Annotated in this window: 15 protein-coding genes and 2 tRNA genes; 5 read left to right on the top strand and 12 right to left on the bottom strand. The window is 61.5% G+C overall.

Annotated elements, in window-relative coordinates:
• The coding region (locus tag DWZ22_RS05980; RefSeq protein ID WP_118405666.1) for a metal-sensing transcriptional repressor at positions 1-258 on the top strand (258 nt) is incomplete at its 5' end.
• Between the two features lie 146 nt (positions 259-404).
• Positions 405-878 carry a hypothetical protein gene (locus DWZ22_RS05975; RefSeq protein WP_117716904.1) on the top strand — a complete coding sequence of 158 codons (474 nt, stop codon included), beginning with the start codon at positions 405-407 and terminating at the stop codon, positions 876-878.
• Positions 879-1,011: 133 nt separating this feature from the next.
• On the opposite strand, the gene DWZ22_RS05970 is transcribed toward DWZ22_RS05975, so the two are convergent.
• The 4 genes from DWZ22_RS05970 to gltB all read right to left on the bottom strand — a co-directional run bounded on the left by DWZ22_RS05970 (position 1,012) and on the right by gltB (position 9,960).
• Positions 1,012-2,382, bottom strand: coding sequence for an amidohydrolase family protein (locus DWZ22_RS05970; RefSeq protein ID WP_233546459.1), 1,371 nt, complete (start codon positions 2,380-2,382; stop codon positions 1,012-1,014).
• 249 nt (positions 2,383-2,631) lie between these two features.
• Positions 2,632-3,339, bottom strand: coding sequence for a hypothetical protein (locus DWZ22_RS05965; protein ID WP_117797457.1), 708 nt, complete (start codon positions 3,337-3,339; stop codon positions 2,632-2,634).
• A gap of 424 nt (positions 3,340-3,763) precedes the next feature.
• A complete protein-coding gene (locus tag DWZ22_RS05960) occupies positions 3,764-5,245 on the bottom strand; it encodes a glutamate synthase subunit beta (protein WP_117797456.1) in 1,482 nt (493 codons plus the stop codon).
• Positions 5,246-5,250: 5 nt separating this feature from the next.
• The gene (gene gltB, locus DWZ22_RS05955) at positions 5,251-9,960 is read right to left on the bottom strand and encodes a glutamate synthase large subunit (protein ID WP_118405664.1); all 4,710 of its coding nucleotides are present in this window, start codon (positions 9,958-9,960) and stop codon (positions 5,251-5,253) included.
• 564 nt (positions 9,961-10,524) lie between these two features.
• On the opposite strand from gltB, the gene gpmA reads away from it, so the two are divergent.
• A complete protein-coding gene (gpmA, locus tag DWZ22_RS05950; protein WP_199580041.1) occupies positions 10,525-11,271 on the top strand; it encodes a 2,3-diphosphoglycerate-dependent phosphoglycerate mutase in 747 nt (248 codons plus the stop codon).
• Positions 11,272-11,346: 75 nt separating this feature from the next.
• Positions 11,347-12,603, top strand: a complete 1,257-nt coding sequence (locus DWZ22_RS05945) for an Nramp family divalent metal transporter (protein WP_117629562.1) — start codon at positions 11,347-11,349, stop codon at positions 12,601-12,603.
• 307 nt (positions 12,604-12,910) lie between these two features.
• Here DWZ22_RS05945 and DWZ22_RS05940 read toward each other — a convergent pair whose 3' ends face one another.
• From DWZ22_RS05940 to DWZ22_RS05915, 6 genes are all read right to left on the bottom strand, one after another.
• Entirely contained in the window at positions 12,911-13,054 is a 144-nt protein-coding gene (locus tag DWZ22_RS05940) for a rubredoxin-like domain-containing protein (RefSeq protein WP_055251878.1), read from the bottom strand.
• Between the two features lie 89 nt (positions 13,055-13,143).
• Positions 13,144-13,647 (bottom strand): flavin reductase family protein, encoded by a 504-nt coding sequence (locus DWZ22_RS05935; protein ID WP_055251877.1) that lies wholly within the window; start codon positions 13,645-13,647, stop codon positions 13,144-13,146.
• A gap of 208 nt (positions 13,648-13,855) precedes the next feature.
• Positions 13,856-14,326, bottom strand: coding sequence for an SsrA-binding protein SmpB (gene smpB / locus DWZ22_RS05930; protein ID WP_006235325.1), 471 nt, complete (start codon positions 14,324-14,326; stop codon positions 13,856-13,858).
• Complete coding sequence (locus DWZ22_RS05925) at positions 14,316-15,233, bottom strand: hypothetical protein (RefSeq protein ID WP_117564212.1); 918 nt, start codon at positions 15,231-15,233, stop codon at positions 14,316-14,318. Before DWZ22_RS05925 ends, smpB begins: the two co-directional genes overlap by 11 nt.
• Before the next feature lie 97 nt (positions 15,234-15,330).
• Positions 15,331-15,407: transfer RNA gene (locus tag DWZ22_RS05920), tRNA-Glu, on the bottom strand.
• A gap of 17 nt (positions 15,408-15,424) precedes the next feature.
• A tRNA-Gln gene (locus DWZ22_RS05915) sits at positions 15,425-15,498 on the bottom strand.
• Between the two features lie 266 nt (positions 15,499-15,764).
• Here DWZ22_RS05915 and DWZ22_RS05910 point away from each other — a divergent pair.
• Positions 15,765-16,175, top strand: a complete 411-nt coding sequence (locus tag DWZ22_RS05910) for a hypothetical protein (RefSeq protein ID WP_118405662.1) — start codon at positions 15,765-15,767, stop codon at positions 16,173-16,175.
• Between the two features lie 72 nt (positions 16,176-16,247).
• Here the strand turns inward: DWZ22_RS05910 and DWZ22_RS05905 are convergent, their stop codons facing one another.
• Positions 16,248-16,607, bottom strand: a complete 360-nt coding sequence (locus DWZ22_RS05905) for an arsenate reductase family protein (protein WP_006235321.1) — start codon at positions 16,605-16,607, stop codon at positions 16,248-16,250.
• Between the two features lie 92 nt (positions 16,608-16,699).
• On the bottom strand, positions 16,700-17,752 hold the full coding sequence (locus DWZ22_RS05900; RefSeq protein ID WP_118405661.1) for a MupG family TIM beta-alpha barrel fold protein: 1,053 nt from the start codon (positions 17,750-17,752) through the stop codon (positions 16,700-16,702).
• Positions 17,753-17,806 lie beyond the last annotated feature (54 nt).

The following is a 17,806-nucleotide window of genomic DNA, read 5'->3' as shown; positions in this document are numbered from 1 at the left end:
AAATCGGTAACCCGCATGCTCAAGACGGCACGCGGCCAGATCGACGGCATCTTGCGGATGGTCGATGAGGACCGTTACTGCGTCGATATTTCCACGCAGCTCATGGCAACGCAGGCGCTCATTGCGCGCATCAACGCCGACGTGCTCAAGGCGCATATCGAGGGCTGCGTGACTTCGGCAATCGAATCGGGCGACGAAGACCTCAAGGCCGCCAAGCTCGCCGAGATCGAACGCGTCGTCGACAAGCTCTCCAAGTAATTGGGGCATTGGGGACGGACTGCTTTGCACCTTCTTGGTGCATCGGGGACAGGTATGTTTGCACCACCTTGGTGCAGATTGACCTGTCCCCCTTGCTCTAAATCGGGTATAAAGGCGTGCAGCATATCGAACGAAAGGCAATTTGCATGAATGACTTTATGAAGGGCCGCAATGGCGCCGATGAGCTCACCATCGTTATGGGCTTTGTCGGCATCGTCATCGCGATGATCGGATCGATAGCCCATATCCAGTGGCTCAGCTGGATTGCCATCGCCGTAATCGTGATTGGCGTGCTGCGCGGCCTGTCCAAAAACATCGACGCACGTCGCAAGGAAAACGCGGCCTTTGTCGCCGCGACCGCTAACGTCCCCGGCCTGGGCAAGTTCGTCGCGAGCTTGGGTAGCGGCGCCGCGGCTGCCAACGCCTCGCGCACGGCCGGTACCAGCAAGGAAGACTTTGAGCGTGCCAAGCGCACGGCCAAGAAGATGTGGAAGGGTCGCAAGACCACAGCATACCTCAAGTGCCCCAACTGCGGCCAGATGCTCTCCGTCCCCAAGGGCAAAGGCAAGATCCGCGTCACCTGCCCCAAGTGCCACGCCAAGATGGAAACCCGCTCCTAACGCCCGCACGCGGGACAAATTAATCAGGTTTGTTTGTCCCAAATCTTAAGTATTTGTTCGATAAAAAAGCCGAGGCCTCGTGTTGAGACCTCAGCTTTTTGCATGCGGCAACGGAGCTGCCCCTTTGTCACATCTACGCCACACCGTCGCGGGCCAGCTCCTCAGCCAGCGCTTCGGCAGGCATGGCCATAATCGCGTCGAGCTCGGCGTCCACCTCGGGAATACGCTTCACCTTGAGCTTGCGTACCAAATCACCGCGACACATCACATGCGTCGGCTCACGCAGAGCGCACAGGTCATCGAGCGGATTCTTGCGCGTCACCAGGATATCGGCGGCCTTGCCGCACTCGATCGTACCGGTCTCGCCGCCCAGCCCCAGCAGCTCGGCGTTGACTTGCGTAGCCGTATGCAGCGCGAAGGCGTTGCTCACACCGACATACTTGGCAAAATAGGCCGCCTCACGCCACATGTCGTACTGCGTCACGAACGGGCAGCTTGAGTCCGTGCCCAGGCCCACCTTAATGCCAGCTTCCAGCGCGGCACGGGCGCTCTCGATGATGCCCGAGCACACGATGTCGCCGTTCTTCTTTTGTGTATCGGTCGAATGGGTCTTTTCCGGGTCGAGCAATACAAACGGCAGCGCCGGGCTGATCGTGCAGGTCACGCTCGGCGCGCGTCCCTCGAGCTGTGTGCCCGCGGCGCCGCGATACAGCTCCAGGATCTCGGGCGTCATCGGGGCACCGTGCTCGATCGTGTCGACCCCGGCCTCAAGCGCGGCCTTCACGCCCTCGGTGCTCTCGACATGAGCCATAACCGGCAGGCCCACCTCGTGCGCCGCCTTGCACGCCGCCGCGACAACATCGATCGGCATGCGCAGCACGCCCGGCTCGCCAACTTCGGTCGCGTCGAACACGCCACCCGTCACGAACAACTTGATGACGTCGGCACCACGAGCGTACAAGTCGCGCACCTGTTCGGCCGCCTCGTCGGGCGTATTGGCGACCTGGGCGAACAAGCCCGCACCATGGCCGCCCGGCACCGTGACGCCCGTTCCCGGCGCTACCAGACGCGGACCCTGATACTTACCGGCGTCGATAGCGTCGCGCACGGCAATGTCGGCAAACAGCGGGTCGCCCGCGCCGCGCACCGTGGTCACGCCGCTTGCCAGCTGCTGCTGGGCACTGCCCTTGAGGATGCGGCGGACGATGGCACGCCCCACGGGATTATCGAGCTTCTTCATCAGCGCTCCCGCATCGCCGGCCGAGACAGGCTTGCCCGAGCCGCACAGGTGCGCGTGCATATTGATGAGACCGGGCATGAGATACGCACCGCCCAGGTCGATAACCTCGGCACCCGCGGGCGCCTGCGCCACAGCACTCGGCCCCATCCAGGTGATGACGCCGCGCTCAACAGTCACGGCCATATCGGGTTGCGGCTCCATATGCTCCGAACCATCCAGAATGGTCGCATTGATAAACAACGTGGAACGATCGGCAGTCGCCATATCGAGCTCCTCCCTCACGATTAACTTGAACATTTGTCCATTATCACCCAATGCAGCGACCTAAAGTCGAGCATATCGGTTAACGGAGGGACGAGAGAGATGTGAGGGCAAACGGAGACAGCGTGGCGATACTTCGGCCGTGCTGACGAAACATCTCAATCTGTAACAGTTAGGCCGCCCCCAGGCCGTTAAACGTTACACATCGAGACAAAAGGGCAGAAGGCAAGGCAGGCGACAACCGCCCATCCTCTACCCCCACTCCTGCTCGTAGATGTTGAGCGACTTTACGTACCGCCCCTGGGCGCCCATGATGTCGCGGACCAGACGCAAGAAGAAGCTGATGCACGAGGTGTCAAAGCCGTCCTGCAGGTCCTCCGGATGCACCGCACCCGGCCCATCGACCGCCGTATCGCTCAGCCGCGCGATGTCATACAGGTAGAGCTGTCCCGCCGTAAGCCAGACATCGTCGACGCAGGCGAGGCGCACCGCAATCGCGCCGTCACTCCAGTGCTCCTTCTGCACGATATGCGGATCGTAGACATCAAAGCGATGATCGGTGCGCGTGTCCTTCAGCACGACCATGCCGGACGCAGGATTCTTGTCCAAAATGCCAAAGCGCGAGAAATACTGCGTGTCGCGTACCTGCTCGAGCCGCTTGAGCGAGGCAGGCGAAAGCGATGCCGGCGGCTCGTCAACATACAGCTCGAGCAGCGTTTTGCCATGGCGATAGGGGCGCTCAAACAGCAGCCAATCGGTAAACGCCATGTTGTAGGCCATGATTTCGTTTTGCGAAGGCTCAGTGCAATAGCTGAGCCACGGGTCGACAATGATCTCGAACTGTTCGCGCGCCGGCTCCAGGAATTGAAACTTCCGCAGCATCCAAAAGTGAGCCATGTCGGCAATATCGTTGCCGACGGCTTCGGCTAGCTCTGCTCGGTCAAAAGCGTGGTCAGTCATGGCATCCTCCTCAAACTGATGGACCTCAATTTGAGCTTACGAGGAAGGTGGGCAGCCACGACCAGCGCGGGCAAAATAGGCCTCCGACTGCAAACCAGATACTGACCAAACACTTGACGAAAAGCTTGATCGAAAATGCGCACCGCAACAAAACCGCAGGTAGACATAGACGGCCAACCCGCCCTTTTGAGCCAGATGCCCGCAGCCACCACAGAAACAACAGGTGACCACAGCCCGAGAAGTCGACAAATGAACATCCGTACGTCGACAAACGAGCAAACTGCTCGCAAATCCGCAAGGAGTGTCCCCGAGTGCCGACAGAAAAGGAACGTCCCTAACTGCCGGCACTTAGGGACGTTCCTTTTGTGCCGGCAGTTAGGGACAGCCCTTTCCGATTCGATTGTTGAGTATCTCCGTGACTACTTTACAGTTCCAGCGCGTCGGCGACTTCGGCTGCGCAGGCCAGGGCATCGGCCATGGCGTTCACCACGAGCGAGCTGCCGTTGCGGGCATCACCCGCCACATACACCGGCACGGCATCCGCAGCAACACCATCCACGCGGGCCGCAAGGTGCGAGCCCTCGGAAGCCATCACGGGCAGCGGGCGGCCCGCCGTGGCAACGGGCACGCCGACAGCTTCGAACACGCTGTGTTCCGGACCCGTAAAGCCACAGGCGATGAGCACCAGCTGCGCCGGCACCTCGTGCTCGGAGCCCGCAATGCGTTCGGGCTTGCCGGCCGACCAATCCAGATCGACCACGCGCAGACCCGCAGCCGCGCCCTTCTTGTCCAGCAGCACCTCGAGCGTGTCCACGCCCCAAGCGCGCATCTCGCCGCCCATGGCAGCGATAGCCTCCTGCTGGCCGTAGTCGGTCTTCTTCACGTTGGGCCACTGCGGCCAGGGGTTGCCTGCCGCGCGCTTATCGGGCGCAGCCGGCAAGAACTCAAACTGGCGCACGCTGCGCGCGCCCTGACGCACCGCGGTACCCACGCAGTCGTTGCCGGTATCGCCACCGCCAATGACCACGACGTCCAGGCCGCGTGCGTCAATAGCAGGCTCACCGCCATCGAGCACCGAGACGGTCGAAGCCGTCAGGTAGTCCACGGCATACACCACGCCCGGGGCATCAATGTTCGCAGCCGAAAGTCCACGCGGAGCACGGGCGCCGGCAGCCACCACGGCGGCGTCAAAGTCGTCGAGCCTGGCGGTAACCTTGGGATCGCTCACGTCGGCGCCCAGCTCGAACACAATACCCAGCTCGCGCATGAGCGCCACGCGACGCTCGACCACAGACTTCTCGAGCTTCATGTTGGGAATGCCGTACATGAGTAGGCCGCCGGGGCGGTCGTCGCGCTCAAACACCGTCACGCGAGCACCGCGACGCGCAAGCTCCCATGCTGCCACCAGGCCAGCCGGGCCGGAACCAACCACGGCGACCGAGGGCGCGTCCTCCCCTGCCGGCTCAAAGCGACGTGGGCCGCCGTTTCCCCACTCATGGTCGCTGATCGCACGCTCGTTATCGTGAATCGTCGTGGGTTGGCCGTCGACCGAGCCCAGGTTGCACGCGGCCTCGCACAGTGCCGGGCACACGCGGCTCGTGAACTCAGGCATGGGCGAGGTGAGCGACAGGCGCTCGGCAGCCTCATCCCAGCGGCCGCGGTACACCAGCTCGTTCCACTCGGGAATCAAGTTGTGCAGCGGGCAGCCGCTCGGACGTGCCTTGCCAAAGCTCGCGCCCATCTGGCAAAACGCCACGCCGCACATCATGCAGCGGCTCGCCTGGGCGCGACGTGCGTCGTCATCGAGCTCCACATACAGGGGATCAAAATCATGACTGCGCTCCTCCACGGGACGCAGCTCGTGGGTCACGCGATCGATATCAAGAAAAGCACCGGGCTTACCCATGGCACTTACGCCTCCTTCTTGGTCGAAGCAACAGGGCTGGCAGCCACGGACGCAGCGCCCGCAGCACCGCCCGCAGCATCGCCCGCAGCATCGAAGCGAGCAACATCCGCGGCACTCGCGCGACCGGTCACGATGTCAAACGCCAGCTCCTCGGCCTGAGCATGCGTCTTCCCGGCAGCCTCGGCCGCAGCGACAATTGCCAGCACGCGCTCGTACTCGGTCGGAATGACCTTCACAAAGTGCTTGCTCATCGTCTCAAAGCTGTACAGCAACTTAATGCCGCGCGGGCTCTGCGTCGCGTCCACGTGCTCCTGGATGAGCTCGCGAATCTGCGCTAGCTCGTCGGCCGTCGGGGCCTTGAGCTCCACGCTCTCGTGGTTCACGCGGGCGCCGAGCGTGCCGTATTGGTCAAAGACGTAGGCCACGCCGCCCGTCATGCCGGCGGCAAAATTCTGCCCGACCTCGCCCAGGATGAGCGCCAGACCGCCCGTCATGTACTCGCAGCCATGGTTGCCGCAGCCCTCGACCACCACGGTGGCACCGGAGTTGCGCACGGCAAAACGCTGGCCGGCAAGACCGTTAATGAAGCCGCGGCCGCTCGTGGCGCCAAAGAACGCAACGTTGCCCACGATGATGTTCTCGTCGAACTTGTAGGTCGCATGCGGGTTGGGGCGCACCGACACCTCGCCGCCCGAAAGGCCCTTGCCAAAGTAGTCATTGGCGTCACCGCACACGTTGAGCGTAATGCCGCGCGGCAGGAACGCGCCAAAGCTCTGACCAGCCGATCCATCGCAATCGATGGTGATGGAGCCGGCGGGCAGGCCCTCGGGATGCGCCTTGGTCACCGCGTTGCCCAGAATGGTGCCAACGCAGCGGTTGACGTTTGCGATATCGGCGCGGAAGCGAATCGGACGCAGGTGCGCACGAGCATCGGCCGTGTAGGGCACAAACAGCGTGGAGTCGAGCGTCTTGTCGAGCTCACTGTCGGCAGCCATCTGCGGCAGGAAGTGACGACCGTCGGCACCCGGAATGTGGGCACCGAACTCGCAGGTCGCGCTCGCCAGCACGGGCGACAGATCGAGCAGGTTGGCCTTGCGGTTGCCCGGGACCTCGATCTGGCGCAGGCACTCGGGATGGCCGACCATCTCGTCGACGGTGCGGAAGCCCAGGCTCGCCATGACCTCGCGCAGCTGCTCGGCAACAAAGAGCATAAAGTGCTCGACGTGCTCGGGCTTGCCGCGGAAGCCACGACGCAGGCGGCAGTTTTGCGTGGCGATGCCGGCCGGGCAGGTATCCTGCTGGCAGTCGCGCTGCATGAGGCAGCCCATCGAGATGAGCGGCATGGTCGCAAAACCAAACTCCTCGGCACCCAGCAAGCAGGCGACGGCGACATCGGTGCCGTCCATGAGTTTGCCGTCGGCCTCGAGCACCACGCGCGAGCGCAGGCCGTTTTGCAGCAGCGTCTGCTGGGCCTCGGCAAGGCCGAGCTCCAGCGGCAGACCCGCATGCCAGATAGAGTCGCGCGCAGCGGCACCCGAGCCGCCATTGTGGCCGCTGATCAAGATCTTGTCGGCAGCGCCCTTAGCCACACCGGTGGCGATGGTGCCGACGCCGGCCTCGCTGACCAGCTTGACCGACACGCGCGCGCCGGGGTTGGCGTTCTTAAGGTCAAAGATCAGCTCTGCCAGGTCCTCGATGGAGTAGATGTCGTGGTGCGGCGGAGGCGAGATCAGGCCGATGCCGGGCGTGGACTGACGGACCTCGGCGATCCAGGGATAGACCTTCTTGCCGGGCAGGTGGCCGCCCTCTCCGGGCTTGGCGCCCTGGGCCATCTTAATTTGAATCTCGAAGGCACTGCACAGGTAGCGGCTCGTCACGCCAAAGCGCGCACTTGCCACCTGCTTGATCGCGGAGTTCTTGGAGTCGCCGTTGGCCAGCGGGGTCTCGCGACGCGGATCCTCGCCACCCTCGCCCGAGTTGGAGCGGCCGTGCAGGCGGTTCATGGCAATGGCCATGCACTCGTGTGCCTCTTTGCTGATGGAACCGTACGACATGGCGCCGGTGTTAAAGCGGCGGACGATGTTGAGCGCGGGCTCCACCTCGTCGAGCGAAATCGGCGTGCGGCCGCTGGCATTAAAGTCGAGCAGGTCGCGTAGGCGCACGGCACGACCGGTGCGGTGCAGGCGGGCGCTGTACTCCTTAAAGGTGTCGTAGCTGTCCTCACGGCAGGCGGTCTGCAGCAGGTAGACGGCCTGAGGGTCGATCAGGTGATCCTCACCACCGAACGGGCGCCACTTGGTCAGGCCCAGTGTGGGCAGCTGATCGGGAGCCGGGCTCTTAAGGATGGCAAGCGCGGCATCATAGCGCTCATTCTGCTCGCGCTCGACGTCCTCGACACCCATACCGCCCACACGGCTCACCGTGCCGGCGAAATACGCGTTGACGAACTCCGGCGTAAAGCCCACGGCTTCGAAGATCTGCGCCGAATGGTAGCTCTGCACCGTGGAGATGCCCATCTTGGACATGATGGAGACGATGCCCGCCGTCGCAGCCTTATTGTAGTTGGCGATGCCCTGCTCGGCCGTCATGTCCAGGTCGCCGCGTGCCGCCAGATCGCGGATGCACACATGTGCGTTGTACGGATAGATGCCGCTCGCGGAGTAGCCCACCAGTGCCGCAAAGTCGTGCGGAGACACGGCATCGCCGCACTCCACCACGATGTCGGCAAAGGTGCGCACGCCGGCGCGGATCAGGTGGTTGTGCACGCAGCCCACGGCGAGCAGCGACGGCACGGGCACCTCGCCCGCAGCGGCACGATCACTCAGCACCACGATGTTCACGCCGTCGCGGACCGCAGCCTCAACGTCCTCGGCAAGCTGCTTGAGCGCAGCCTGCAGTGCGCCCTCGCCGGCGTCGCGGCGGTAGACGGCACGGAAGCGGCGAGTCTTAAAGCCCACGCGGTCGATGGCGCAGATGCGGTCAAACTCCTCCTCGCTCAGCAGCGGACGCTCCAGGCGCACCAGCTGACAGGCCGTACGGGAGTCCTCGAGCAGGTTGCCGTGGTTGCCCAGGTAGAGCGTGGTCGAGGTGACCATATGCTCGCGCAGGGCGTCGATGGGTGGGTTCGTGACCTGAGCGAATAGTTGATAGAAGTAGTCAAAGAACGAGCGCGTCTTCTTGGACAGGCAGGCCAGCGGCGCATCGATACCCATTGAGGCGAGCGGCGCCTTGCCCTGCTGGGCCATGGGGCGCACGACCTCGTCAACATCATCCCAGTGATACCCGAGCTTGGCCATGCGCACGGCGGCGGGCACCTCGGCGTCCTCGGCGGGCGCGGGCGCGGCGGGCTTGTCGAGTGCGTCGACGGTCAGCGTCTCCTCGGCAATCCAATCACGGTAGGGCTTTTCCTTGGCGTAACGGGCGCGCAGCTCGTCGTTGTAGATGACGCGGCCGCGGGCAAAATCGACCTCGAGCATCTGGCCCGGTCCCAGACAGCCGCTCGTCAGGATGTTCTCGGGGCTCACCTCGATGGTGCCCACCTCGCTCGCCAGCATAAAGCGGCCGTCGCGCGTCACGTAGTAGCGGGCGGGGCGCAGGCCGTTGCGGTCGAGGGCGGCACCCAGCGTGCGACCGTCGGTAAAGGCGATGGCGGCCGGGCCGTCCCAGGGCTCCATGAGCATGGACTGGTAGGCGTCGTAGGCGCGACGTTCCTCGCTCAGGCTGTCGTTGTGGTCCCACGGCTCGGGCAACAGCATGGATGCGGCACGCGTAAGCGGGCGACCGTTCATAACCAAAAACTCGAGAACGTTGTCCAGAATCGCGGAGTCGGAACCCTCGCGGTTGATGATGGGCATCACGCGCTCAAGATCGTGCTGCAGCACGGGGCTGTACAGGTTGGGCTCGCGGGCGCGAATCCAGTTGACGTTGCCCTTAAGGGTGTTGATCTCGCCGTTGTGAATGATAAAACGGTTGGGGTGCGCACGCTCCCAGCTGGGCGTGGTGTTGGTGGAGTAGCGCGAGTGGACGAGCGCCACAGCCGTTTTGACGGCGGCATCGTTGAGGTCGATGAAGAAGCGACGCATCTGCGTGGCGACCAGCATGCCCTTGTACACGATGGTGCGCGAGCTCATGGAGCACACGTAGAAGATCTTGTCGCGCAGAGCAAACTCGGCGTCGGCCTTCTTCTCGATGGTACGGCGGCACACGTACAGGCGACGCTCGAAGGCATCGCCGGCGGGCGTGTCGTCCGGACGGCCCAGGAAAGCCTGCAAGATGGTGGGCATGCAGGCGCGGGCCGTCTCGCCCAGGTCGTGCGGATCGACCGGCACCTCGCGCCAAAAGAGCAGCGGCACGCCGGCCTCGGCGCAGCCTTCCTCAAACACGCGACGGGCATCCTCTACGCCCTTATCGTCCTGCGGAAAGAACAGCATGGCCACGCCATAGTCGCCCTCCGCCGGCAGAATCTGACCGCACTTTTGGGCCTCTTTTCGAAAAAAGTGATGCGGAACCTGGAACAGGATACCGGCACCGTCGCCGGTGTTCTTCTCGAGTCCCGTGCCGCCGCGGTGCTCCAAGTTAACCAAAATGGACAGCGCGTCGTCCAGAATCTGGTGATGGCGCTCGCCGTTGATATCGGCAAGCGCGCCGATGCCGCATGCATCGTGGTCGAATTCGGGGCGATAAAGGCCCTGCTGCTGAGCGGAATCTGCCTGCATCGCGATCCTCCCCTAGATATAAGACAGTCAGTTGAATAGGCATACTAGGAGCATCGCCGGCCCGCTGTGTTTCCCGCCCGTTTCGAAACAATCGCGTAACGCACGCCCTACGAGTGGACACCGCCGACCTCAAGGGCGACAACAAGGGCCCCAAGTTCGGCCTGTAAGCTCACCGCTTCAAACATCTCAATCTGTAACAGGAAGACCCAATTTCGACGACTTACTGTTACAGATTGAGATGTTTTCGAGAGACAATTCCGAACATCTCAATCTGTAACACGAAGGGCCGGCTTTGGCGGTCAGCTGTTACAGATCGAGATTTTCCATAGGACCATTTCTTCCTGTCTCGATCCGTAACACCTAGGCCCAATTTCCATCCCTAGTTGTTACAGATCAAGACAGTTCGCAGCCCCCCTTCATCACCCTATTCAAATACAACAATTTTGTTAGTCTTGGTTAACTTTCAAGCTTAAAACGGGTATCCTTTGCGGCGTCAAGCAAACGGCACGCACACCGTGCCAGATCAAGGAGGCCCCTATGGCGCACCGAGCAGACCAGCAGACGATGCAACTCGTCCTTATCCGTCACGGAGAGTCCGAGTGGAACAAGCTCAACCTGTTCACCGGCTGGACCGATGTTGAGCTCACCGACACGGGCCGCGAAGAAGCCGCAGCAGGCGGTCGAGCCCTCAAAGAAGCCGGTTTCGACTTTGACGTCTGCTACACTTCGCGCCTCAAGCGCGCGATCCACACCCTCAACATCGTGCTCGGCCAAATGGATCGCGAGTGGCTGCCCGTCATCAAATCCTGGAAGCTCAACGAGCGCCACTACGGAGCGTTGCAGGGTCTCAACAAGGCCGATGCCGCAGCGGAGCACGGCGACGAGCAGGTGCTCATCTGGCGCCGCTCCTTCGATGTCTGCCCGCCGGCACTCGAGCCGGACGACGCGCGCGATCCCCACACCCAGGAGCAATACCGTGATGTCGCGCCCGATCAGCTGCCCTATACCGAGTGCCTCAAGGACACGATCGCCCGCGCCTGGCCTTATTTCGAAGACGAGATTCGCCCCCAGATGCTCGCCGGCAAGCGCGTACTCATCGCCGCACACGGCAACTCCCTGCGCTCACTCGTCATGAAGCTCGAGCACCTCACGCCCGAGGAGATCCTCAAGGTCAACATCCCCACCGGCGTGCCGCTCGTCTACACCTTCGACACCGATTTCAACGTCCTCGACAAGCGCTACATCGGCGACCCGGCGACCATCGCCGCCAAGATCGACGCCGTGGCCAATCAGGGCAAAGCGCACAAGTAGCCCCAACCCAAATCCGACGCGTGGCGCCGCACGACCCAGATGCGACGTCACGCCGTCCATACGCAGGAGCGCACCATGCTCAACCATCTCAAACAACGCTTTGGCTCCCGACGCACCGGTGGTCACGGAGGCCTAGACATTGCGCGGCATATCGGCCCCGGGCTGCTCGTCACCGTCGGCTTTATCGACCCGGGCAACTGGGCCTCCAATATGGCCGCGGGCTCGCAGTTTGGCTACGCGCTGCTGTGGATCGTCACGCTGTCCACGATTATGCTCATCGTCCTGCAGCACAACGCGGCGCACTTGGGCATCGCCACGGGCGCCTGTCTTGCCGAGGCCACGACTCGCTTCCTGCCCCGCCCCGCGGGACGTGCCGTGCTCGCCAGCGCCTATCTCGCGACTGTCGCCACCGCCATGGCCGAAGTCCTGGGTGGCGCGATTGCCCTTCAAATGCTCTTTGGGCTGCCCGTGCGCGCGGGCTGCGTCATCGTGGCGGCAGTATCGATGGCGATGCTCATGACGAACTCCTACAAGCATGCCGAACGCTGGATCATCGCCTTCGTAGGCGTGGTAGGACTCTCGTTTTTGGCCGAGCTTGCACTAGTCAAGGTCGACTGGCCGCAAGCCGCCGCAAGCTGGATCACGCCTAGTATGCCCACTGGCTCTGCCGCGATTATCGTGAGCGTTCTGGGTGCGGTCGTTATGCCACACAACCTTTTTCTGCACTCCGAGGTCATCCAATCCATGCACTTCGAAGGCCAAGGCGAGCAGGTTATCGAAGAACGTCTGCGCTACGAGCTCTTCGACACGCTCTTTTCGATGGGCGTGGGCTGGGCAATCAACTCGGCCATGGTCATCCTTGCCGCAACGACCTTCTTTGCGCACGGCATGGTCGTAGACGACCTCGCCGTCGCAGCGGCCACGCTCTCCCCCATCTTGGGCCCGGCGAGCTCGACCATCTTTGCGGTAGCGCTGCTGTTTGCGGGCCTCTCGAGTAGTGTGACGGCGGGCATGGCGGCGGGCACCATCACCGCGGGCATGTTCGACGAGGAATACGACATCCACGACCGACATTCCTCGATCGGGGTGGCGGCCTGTTTCGTCGGCGCAGTGACGGCGTGCCTGGTCGTCCCAAATCCTTTTGAAGGTCTCATCTGGAGTCAGGCGCTGCTGTCGCTTCAGCTGCCGATTACGGTCTTTGTGCTCATACGGCTCACCAGCTCACGCCGCGTCATGGGCAAATATGCCAATTCGCGCCCGCTCAACGCGCTGCTCGTAGGGATCGGTGCCATCGTGACGATTCTCGATGTCGTGTTGTTGACAGGGATGTAATGGGGCGGGGCACCTACTCAGGCAAACGTCTCGATCTGTAACATCTAGACCCGCTTTCGATGTCTAGATGTTACAGATTGAGATCTTCTGCCGGACGGTTTTGGTTTGTCTCGATATGTAACAAGTGGGCCCAATTTCCACCGTTAGATGTTACAGATTGAGACAAAAGGTCGGCCGGACTCACAACAGACAGGATCGGCCAACAGCAACCGTGATCCCTTGGGGGCGGAGGAAAAGGGCCCCGGCCGAGAATTCGACCGAGGCCCTTGGACAGAGCTATGTTCGGCTTTCGCCGTGTGTCTGCGAGCTACTCCTCGACGAGCTCAAACTGATCGGGACCGACGCCGCACACCGGGCACACATAATCCTCGGGCAGCTCGGGCGTATCGACCTCAACCTCGTAACCGCAAACGACGCACACGAACTTATACGTCTTCTTCTCCTCAGCCATGATGTTCTCCTCTCAAACGCGACTGGTGATGTACTTCATTTATCAGTATAGATTCTCAATAATATAATGCAAGTATTTTTAAAACATTTCTAGCCTTGATACGAGGACGCCTTCGGAGGCGTCTTGCCCTTCAGGACCTTATGGTAGTAATCGTAGGTGAGCGGCGTCTCGTCACTCAAGCGCTCGGCATCCTCGACCTCGCCGATAAACAGTAGATGCGTGCCAACATCCACAGTGTCGATCAAATGGCAGCTAAACAGGGCCGCCGCGTGCTCGGGCACATAGGGCATGCCCAGAGCCGTCTCGCGGGTCTCGTATTTGGCAAACTTGTCATAATCGCTGCTGGTGCGGAACCCAAAGTTACCGATGTAGAGCATATCGGCGGTCTGATCGATCACGGTCAGCGCGAACGCTTTGGCCGAAGCGATGACGCCCGAGGTGACGTTGTCCTTGTTCACGGCAACCGAAATGCGCGGCGGCATGGACGTCACCTGCACCGCAGTGTTGATGACGCAGCCGGCGCGCAGCCCGTCTGCCGCGGCGCTCACCACGTACAGACCGCTCGGCATGGTAAAGAACGCAGTTTTGTCCATAACAATCACTCCCCTAACCCGGGTTGGAACCTCATGGATGTATGTACCCACAAAAAAGGCGGCGTCCACAACGGACACCACCTTTGAGACATATGTGTCAAAACAGTATAAGCAAGATGAGACGCCCGCAGTTGCGGTGAAATAAGGACTGAATAGCCCCTCAAACAGGCAAAACAGTCCGTATTCCACCGCAACTTATACAGAACGCCTAGCGATTGCGCTCCTTGAGGGCGCGGTCGATCTCGCGCTGGACATCGCGCTTGGCCATATCCTCGCGCTTGTCGTAAAGCTTCTTGCCGCGGCCTAGGCCCAGCAGCAGCTTTACGCGGCCGTCGGTATTAAAGTAGAGCTCCAGCGGCACCAGCGCATAGCCGCGGTTGCGAAGTTTGCCGTCAAGAAAGTCGATCTCCTTGCGGTGCAGCAGCAGACGGCGCCGACGGTCGGGATCGCGATTCCACACGCCACCATGGCTATAAGGGTGGATATGCAGGCCGACGAGCCAGCACTCCCCACCACGAATCAGTGCGAAGGTATCGGTAATCTGGCACGCGCGCTCGCGAATCGACTTGACCTCGGTACCGCTCAGCTCAATACCGCACTCAAACGTCTCATCGATAAAGTACTCGTGATGTGCCGAGCGATTCTTGGAAATGAGCTTGCGCTCGCGCTTACTGGGCATCGCCGGCCTCCTTGGCGCCATCGGCGTTTGAACCCGCAGCCTCGCGCTTTGCCCTGCGCTCGGCATTAAGCTCGGCATCGCTCTCGCGCACCAGCTTGATAATCGCCGCGCAGGCCTCCTCGCCCACCAAATCGCGAGCACGCACCGTCAGACGCGTAGCCTCCTGCTTGTCGCCGTCGCTTGCAGCATCGGTCGCGCACATGATCAGGCAGATGGCGATCTCGGCCGAAGGCGAGGTCGGCACGCCCTGCAGGGCGAGCTCACCCATCACATGGTCGTCACTCTCGTCCGCGGCATCCGGATAGGTGGTATGGATCTTGTTGAGCAGGCGCGTCGTATGCGCATCATTGGGCGCCAGGCGCAGCGCCAGACGCGCGCAGCCCACGGCTGCCGAAATGTTCTCGGTCTCGGGCTCCAAGAAGTACTGACCCAAGTTGGTGTAGGCACGTGCGGCGCACTTACCGTCGCTCGCGCGCTCCAGCACCGAGAACGAGAGCGATGCCCACTCCTGCTTGTCCTCGAGCGCGCGGAACAGCTCGGCCAAGTCCAAGCGATAGTTGCAGTTCATGGGATCCCAACGCACGGCCTGCATCAGGGCATTCCGAGCACTCACATAATCCTGCTGGCGAATGTAGGCAAACGCCATGTCGGAGTACAGGCGGTCAAAGGGAACCTCGACCTGCACCAGCTCGCGCGGATCCTTCTCCACGCGGCGATAGGCCAGGCGCTCAAACTTGCTGTCGAAGCTAAAGTACTGGCGTTTCTCCTCCGTCTTGCACTCAGCGTCGATATACTCCTCGGCGAGCTCCACCAGACGCTCAAGCAGCGGCGTCGCCGTAGCCAGGTCGCCCTGCGCCAGATAGTTCTCGGCATACGTGATGTCTTCCAAGCTGATAGGCAGGTCCATGACAACTCCTCGGTCCGGGCGGCAGACTCAACGCGCGCCTTAAATATCGGTCAATACACAAAACCCGGGTCTCTTACGAGGCCCGGGCGTTCAATTTTGGTAGCCCGTACCAGATTCGAACTGGTGATCTCCGCCTTGAGAGGGCGGCGTCCTAAACCGCTAGACGAACGGGCCATATGTAGCAAATGCAATGGCTGGGATGGAGGGAGTCGAACCCCCATTGACGGAACCAGAATCCGCTGTCCTGCCATTAGACGACATCCCAATGACTGCATCGCTGCGCTCGGCTGTGCCTTTGCGCAAGAAAGAAATATACGGGAAGTCCCGCCGTGACGCAAGCCCTAATTTTGACTTTTTTGAAATTCAGTCAAATACGGCCGACACGTGAAGGACCTGTGAAGTCGACCGCTGCACACGAAGGGCAAAACGCCGCGAGCGGTAGCCGTCAACCGTTGGCAGATTCTACCGCGAAAACGATAGCACCAGGCAACACAATCGAAGTATCAATGATCACGTAGATATCGAGGCGCCATGGACGAAGAGCTTGATTACCTATGGGAGACCCTGGGCCTCGAGATCACTGCTGACCTTTGGCCCGAACGGGACAAGATCCATCCCACACTGCGCCCCGCCATCACGGTGATGCGGGCAAACTACCGCCGCGCCTCATTTTTGATCATGCGGATGTCATGGCACGCGGGACTCCCCGACCTTAAGCGAATCCAGGTAAGCCTCGTCGAGCTGTCCGGTATGCCGACCGTCATATCCGAGGCGCACCTGGAGCAGCGCCAGCGCGAGCGACTGCAACAGCAGCGGATTCCCTTTATCTGCCCCGGCGTTCAGGCATATCTGCCCTTTATGGACGAGGAGTACTGGAGCGGCAAGCCCAACAAGCACGTAAAGGTCTACGATCCGCACGAATGGGCACAGCTCGAGGATTGAGCCGAGCGAGCCCGCCGATGGAAAACACGTCCCGCCCTGAGCACTCAAAACGGGTCGCACTTTCCGCAGCCGCTACAGCAACGCCTCGGCCCAAGCCGCTTCCCTAAAGCCGGGGATCGCAAAGTCGTCGCCCACCAGCAGCGGACGCTTGACCAGCATGCCGTCGGTCGCCAGCAGCTCATAGCACTCCCGATCCGTCATGCCCGCATCCAGACGCGCCTTCAGGCCCAGCTCTCGATATTTCATGCCCGACGAATTGAAGAAGCGCCGCACCGGCAGCCCCGAACGAGCAATCCAGGTCGCAAGCTCATCAGCCGTGGGATTGTCCAAAACGATATCGCGGTCGATATACTCTACCCCGTGTTCGTCCAGCCATGCCTTAGCCTTCTTACAGGTCGAGCACTTGGGATATTCAACAAACAGTACGGTCATGAGAATCCTCCGAATAAAGATCGGCCAACGCAGGCACACGCCACACGAGGCGCCTTCGCACGATGGCCCAATTGTAGCCCACGGATCACACGCTAAACGAACCGTACCCCGAATCCGCGTTTGATGAACGGCAGCAGCTCCATTGCCTCGGGCGTGATATGGCCCGTAACGTTCATGCGCTCGTCACCGGGAAGATCGACCCGAGCAATCTCAAGCTCGCCTTCGTAGCGCCCATAGCCGCTATTGCTCACAGCGATCGACCCCGCCTTTCGCGGCAGGCCGGCTCCGGCATCCGTCGGCACGGAATCCGGCTTATGCGTCGTGCGCGACTCCTGAGACCTAAAGATGAGAACGCTCGAATCGGGCCGGTCGTGATGAATCTGCCCACGTACATAGGCATAACTGGACTCAAGCTCGCATTGCAGGTCCACGTATCCGGCGGAAACTTGAGCAAACTGCGCCCAGCCCGCATCGGAAAGATCGGGGTCGCCGACCAACACAATGTCGCAATCGGCGCCATGTGCGAGCTCAAGCATGTTGAGGGCAACCTTTGACGCGCGACCGCGCTGCGCCTCAACCGTCGGCAGCCCCTCGAATACCGGCCCGCGAACGTTAGCATCACCCGGCACAAAAGCCATGATTTCGAATCCAAGCGCCGCAAGACGAAGATTCACCCGAGCAATGTCCTCCAGAGCTAAGCCGGTATAAGGCTTGGGGTAAAAATTGTGGCAGGCGGCAAAACGAGTCACATCGGCACCGGCCTCACGCCACGATGCGATTTCATCAGAACTCACCGTCGATGCATTGACCACAATGCGAAATACACCGGACAGCTCCGCGACCCGCTGGGCGCTAAAGCCATAGTCCAAACGAAGGTATTCCAACCCCAGATCGCGCAGGTCCTCGATGCGCTCAAGCCCGAGCAAATCGCACGTGCGCGGCCCCACATCGGCAATGAGCGCAATGCCGCGGGCGGAAAGCAGCGACAGCACATGACGGACCTTATCGGCATACGCCGCTCCCCCATCCTCGGGAATATGCAGTGAGGTAAACGCATAGCGCGCACCCGCCGCAGCACCACGCTCAATCGTCCGCTCAATATCCTGCAGAGGGCTGGAAAGATAAATCGAAATACCCGTTTTCACGCTTCAACGCTCCTTTAAAAAGGCCGGCGGAGCAGTTAGCCCCGCCGGCACAAC

The organism is Collinsella sp. AF31-11 (assembly GCF_003475605.1).
GTDB lineage: Bacteria > Actinomycetota > Coriobacteriia > Coriobacteriales > Coriobacteriaceae > Collinsella.
Note: the sequence above shows the minus strand (reverse complement) of the source record. Positions and strands in the feature narration are given on the sequence as shown.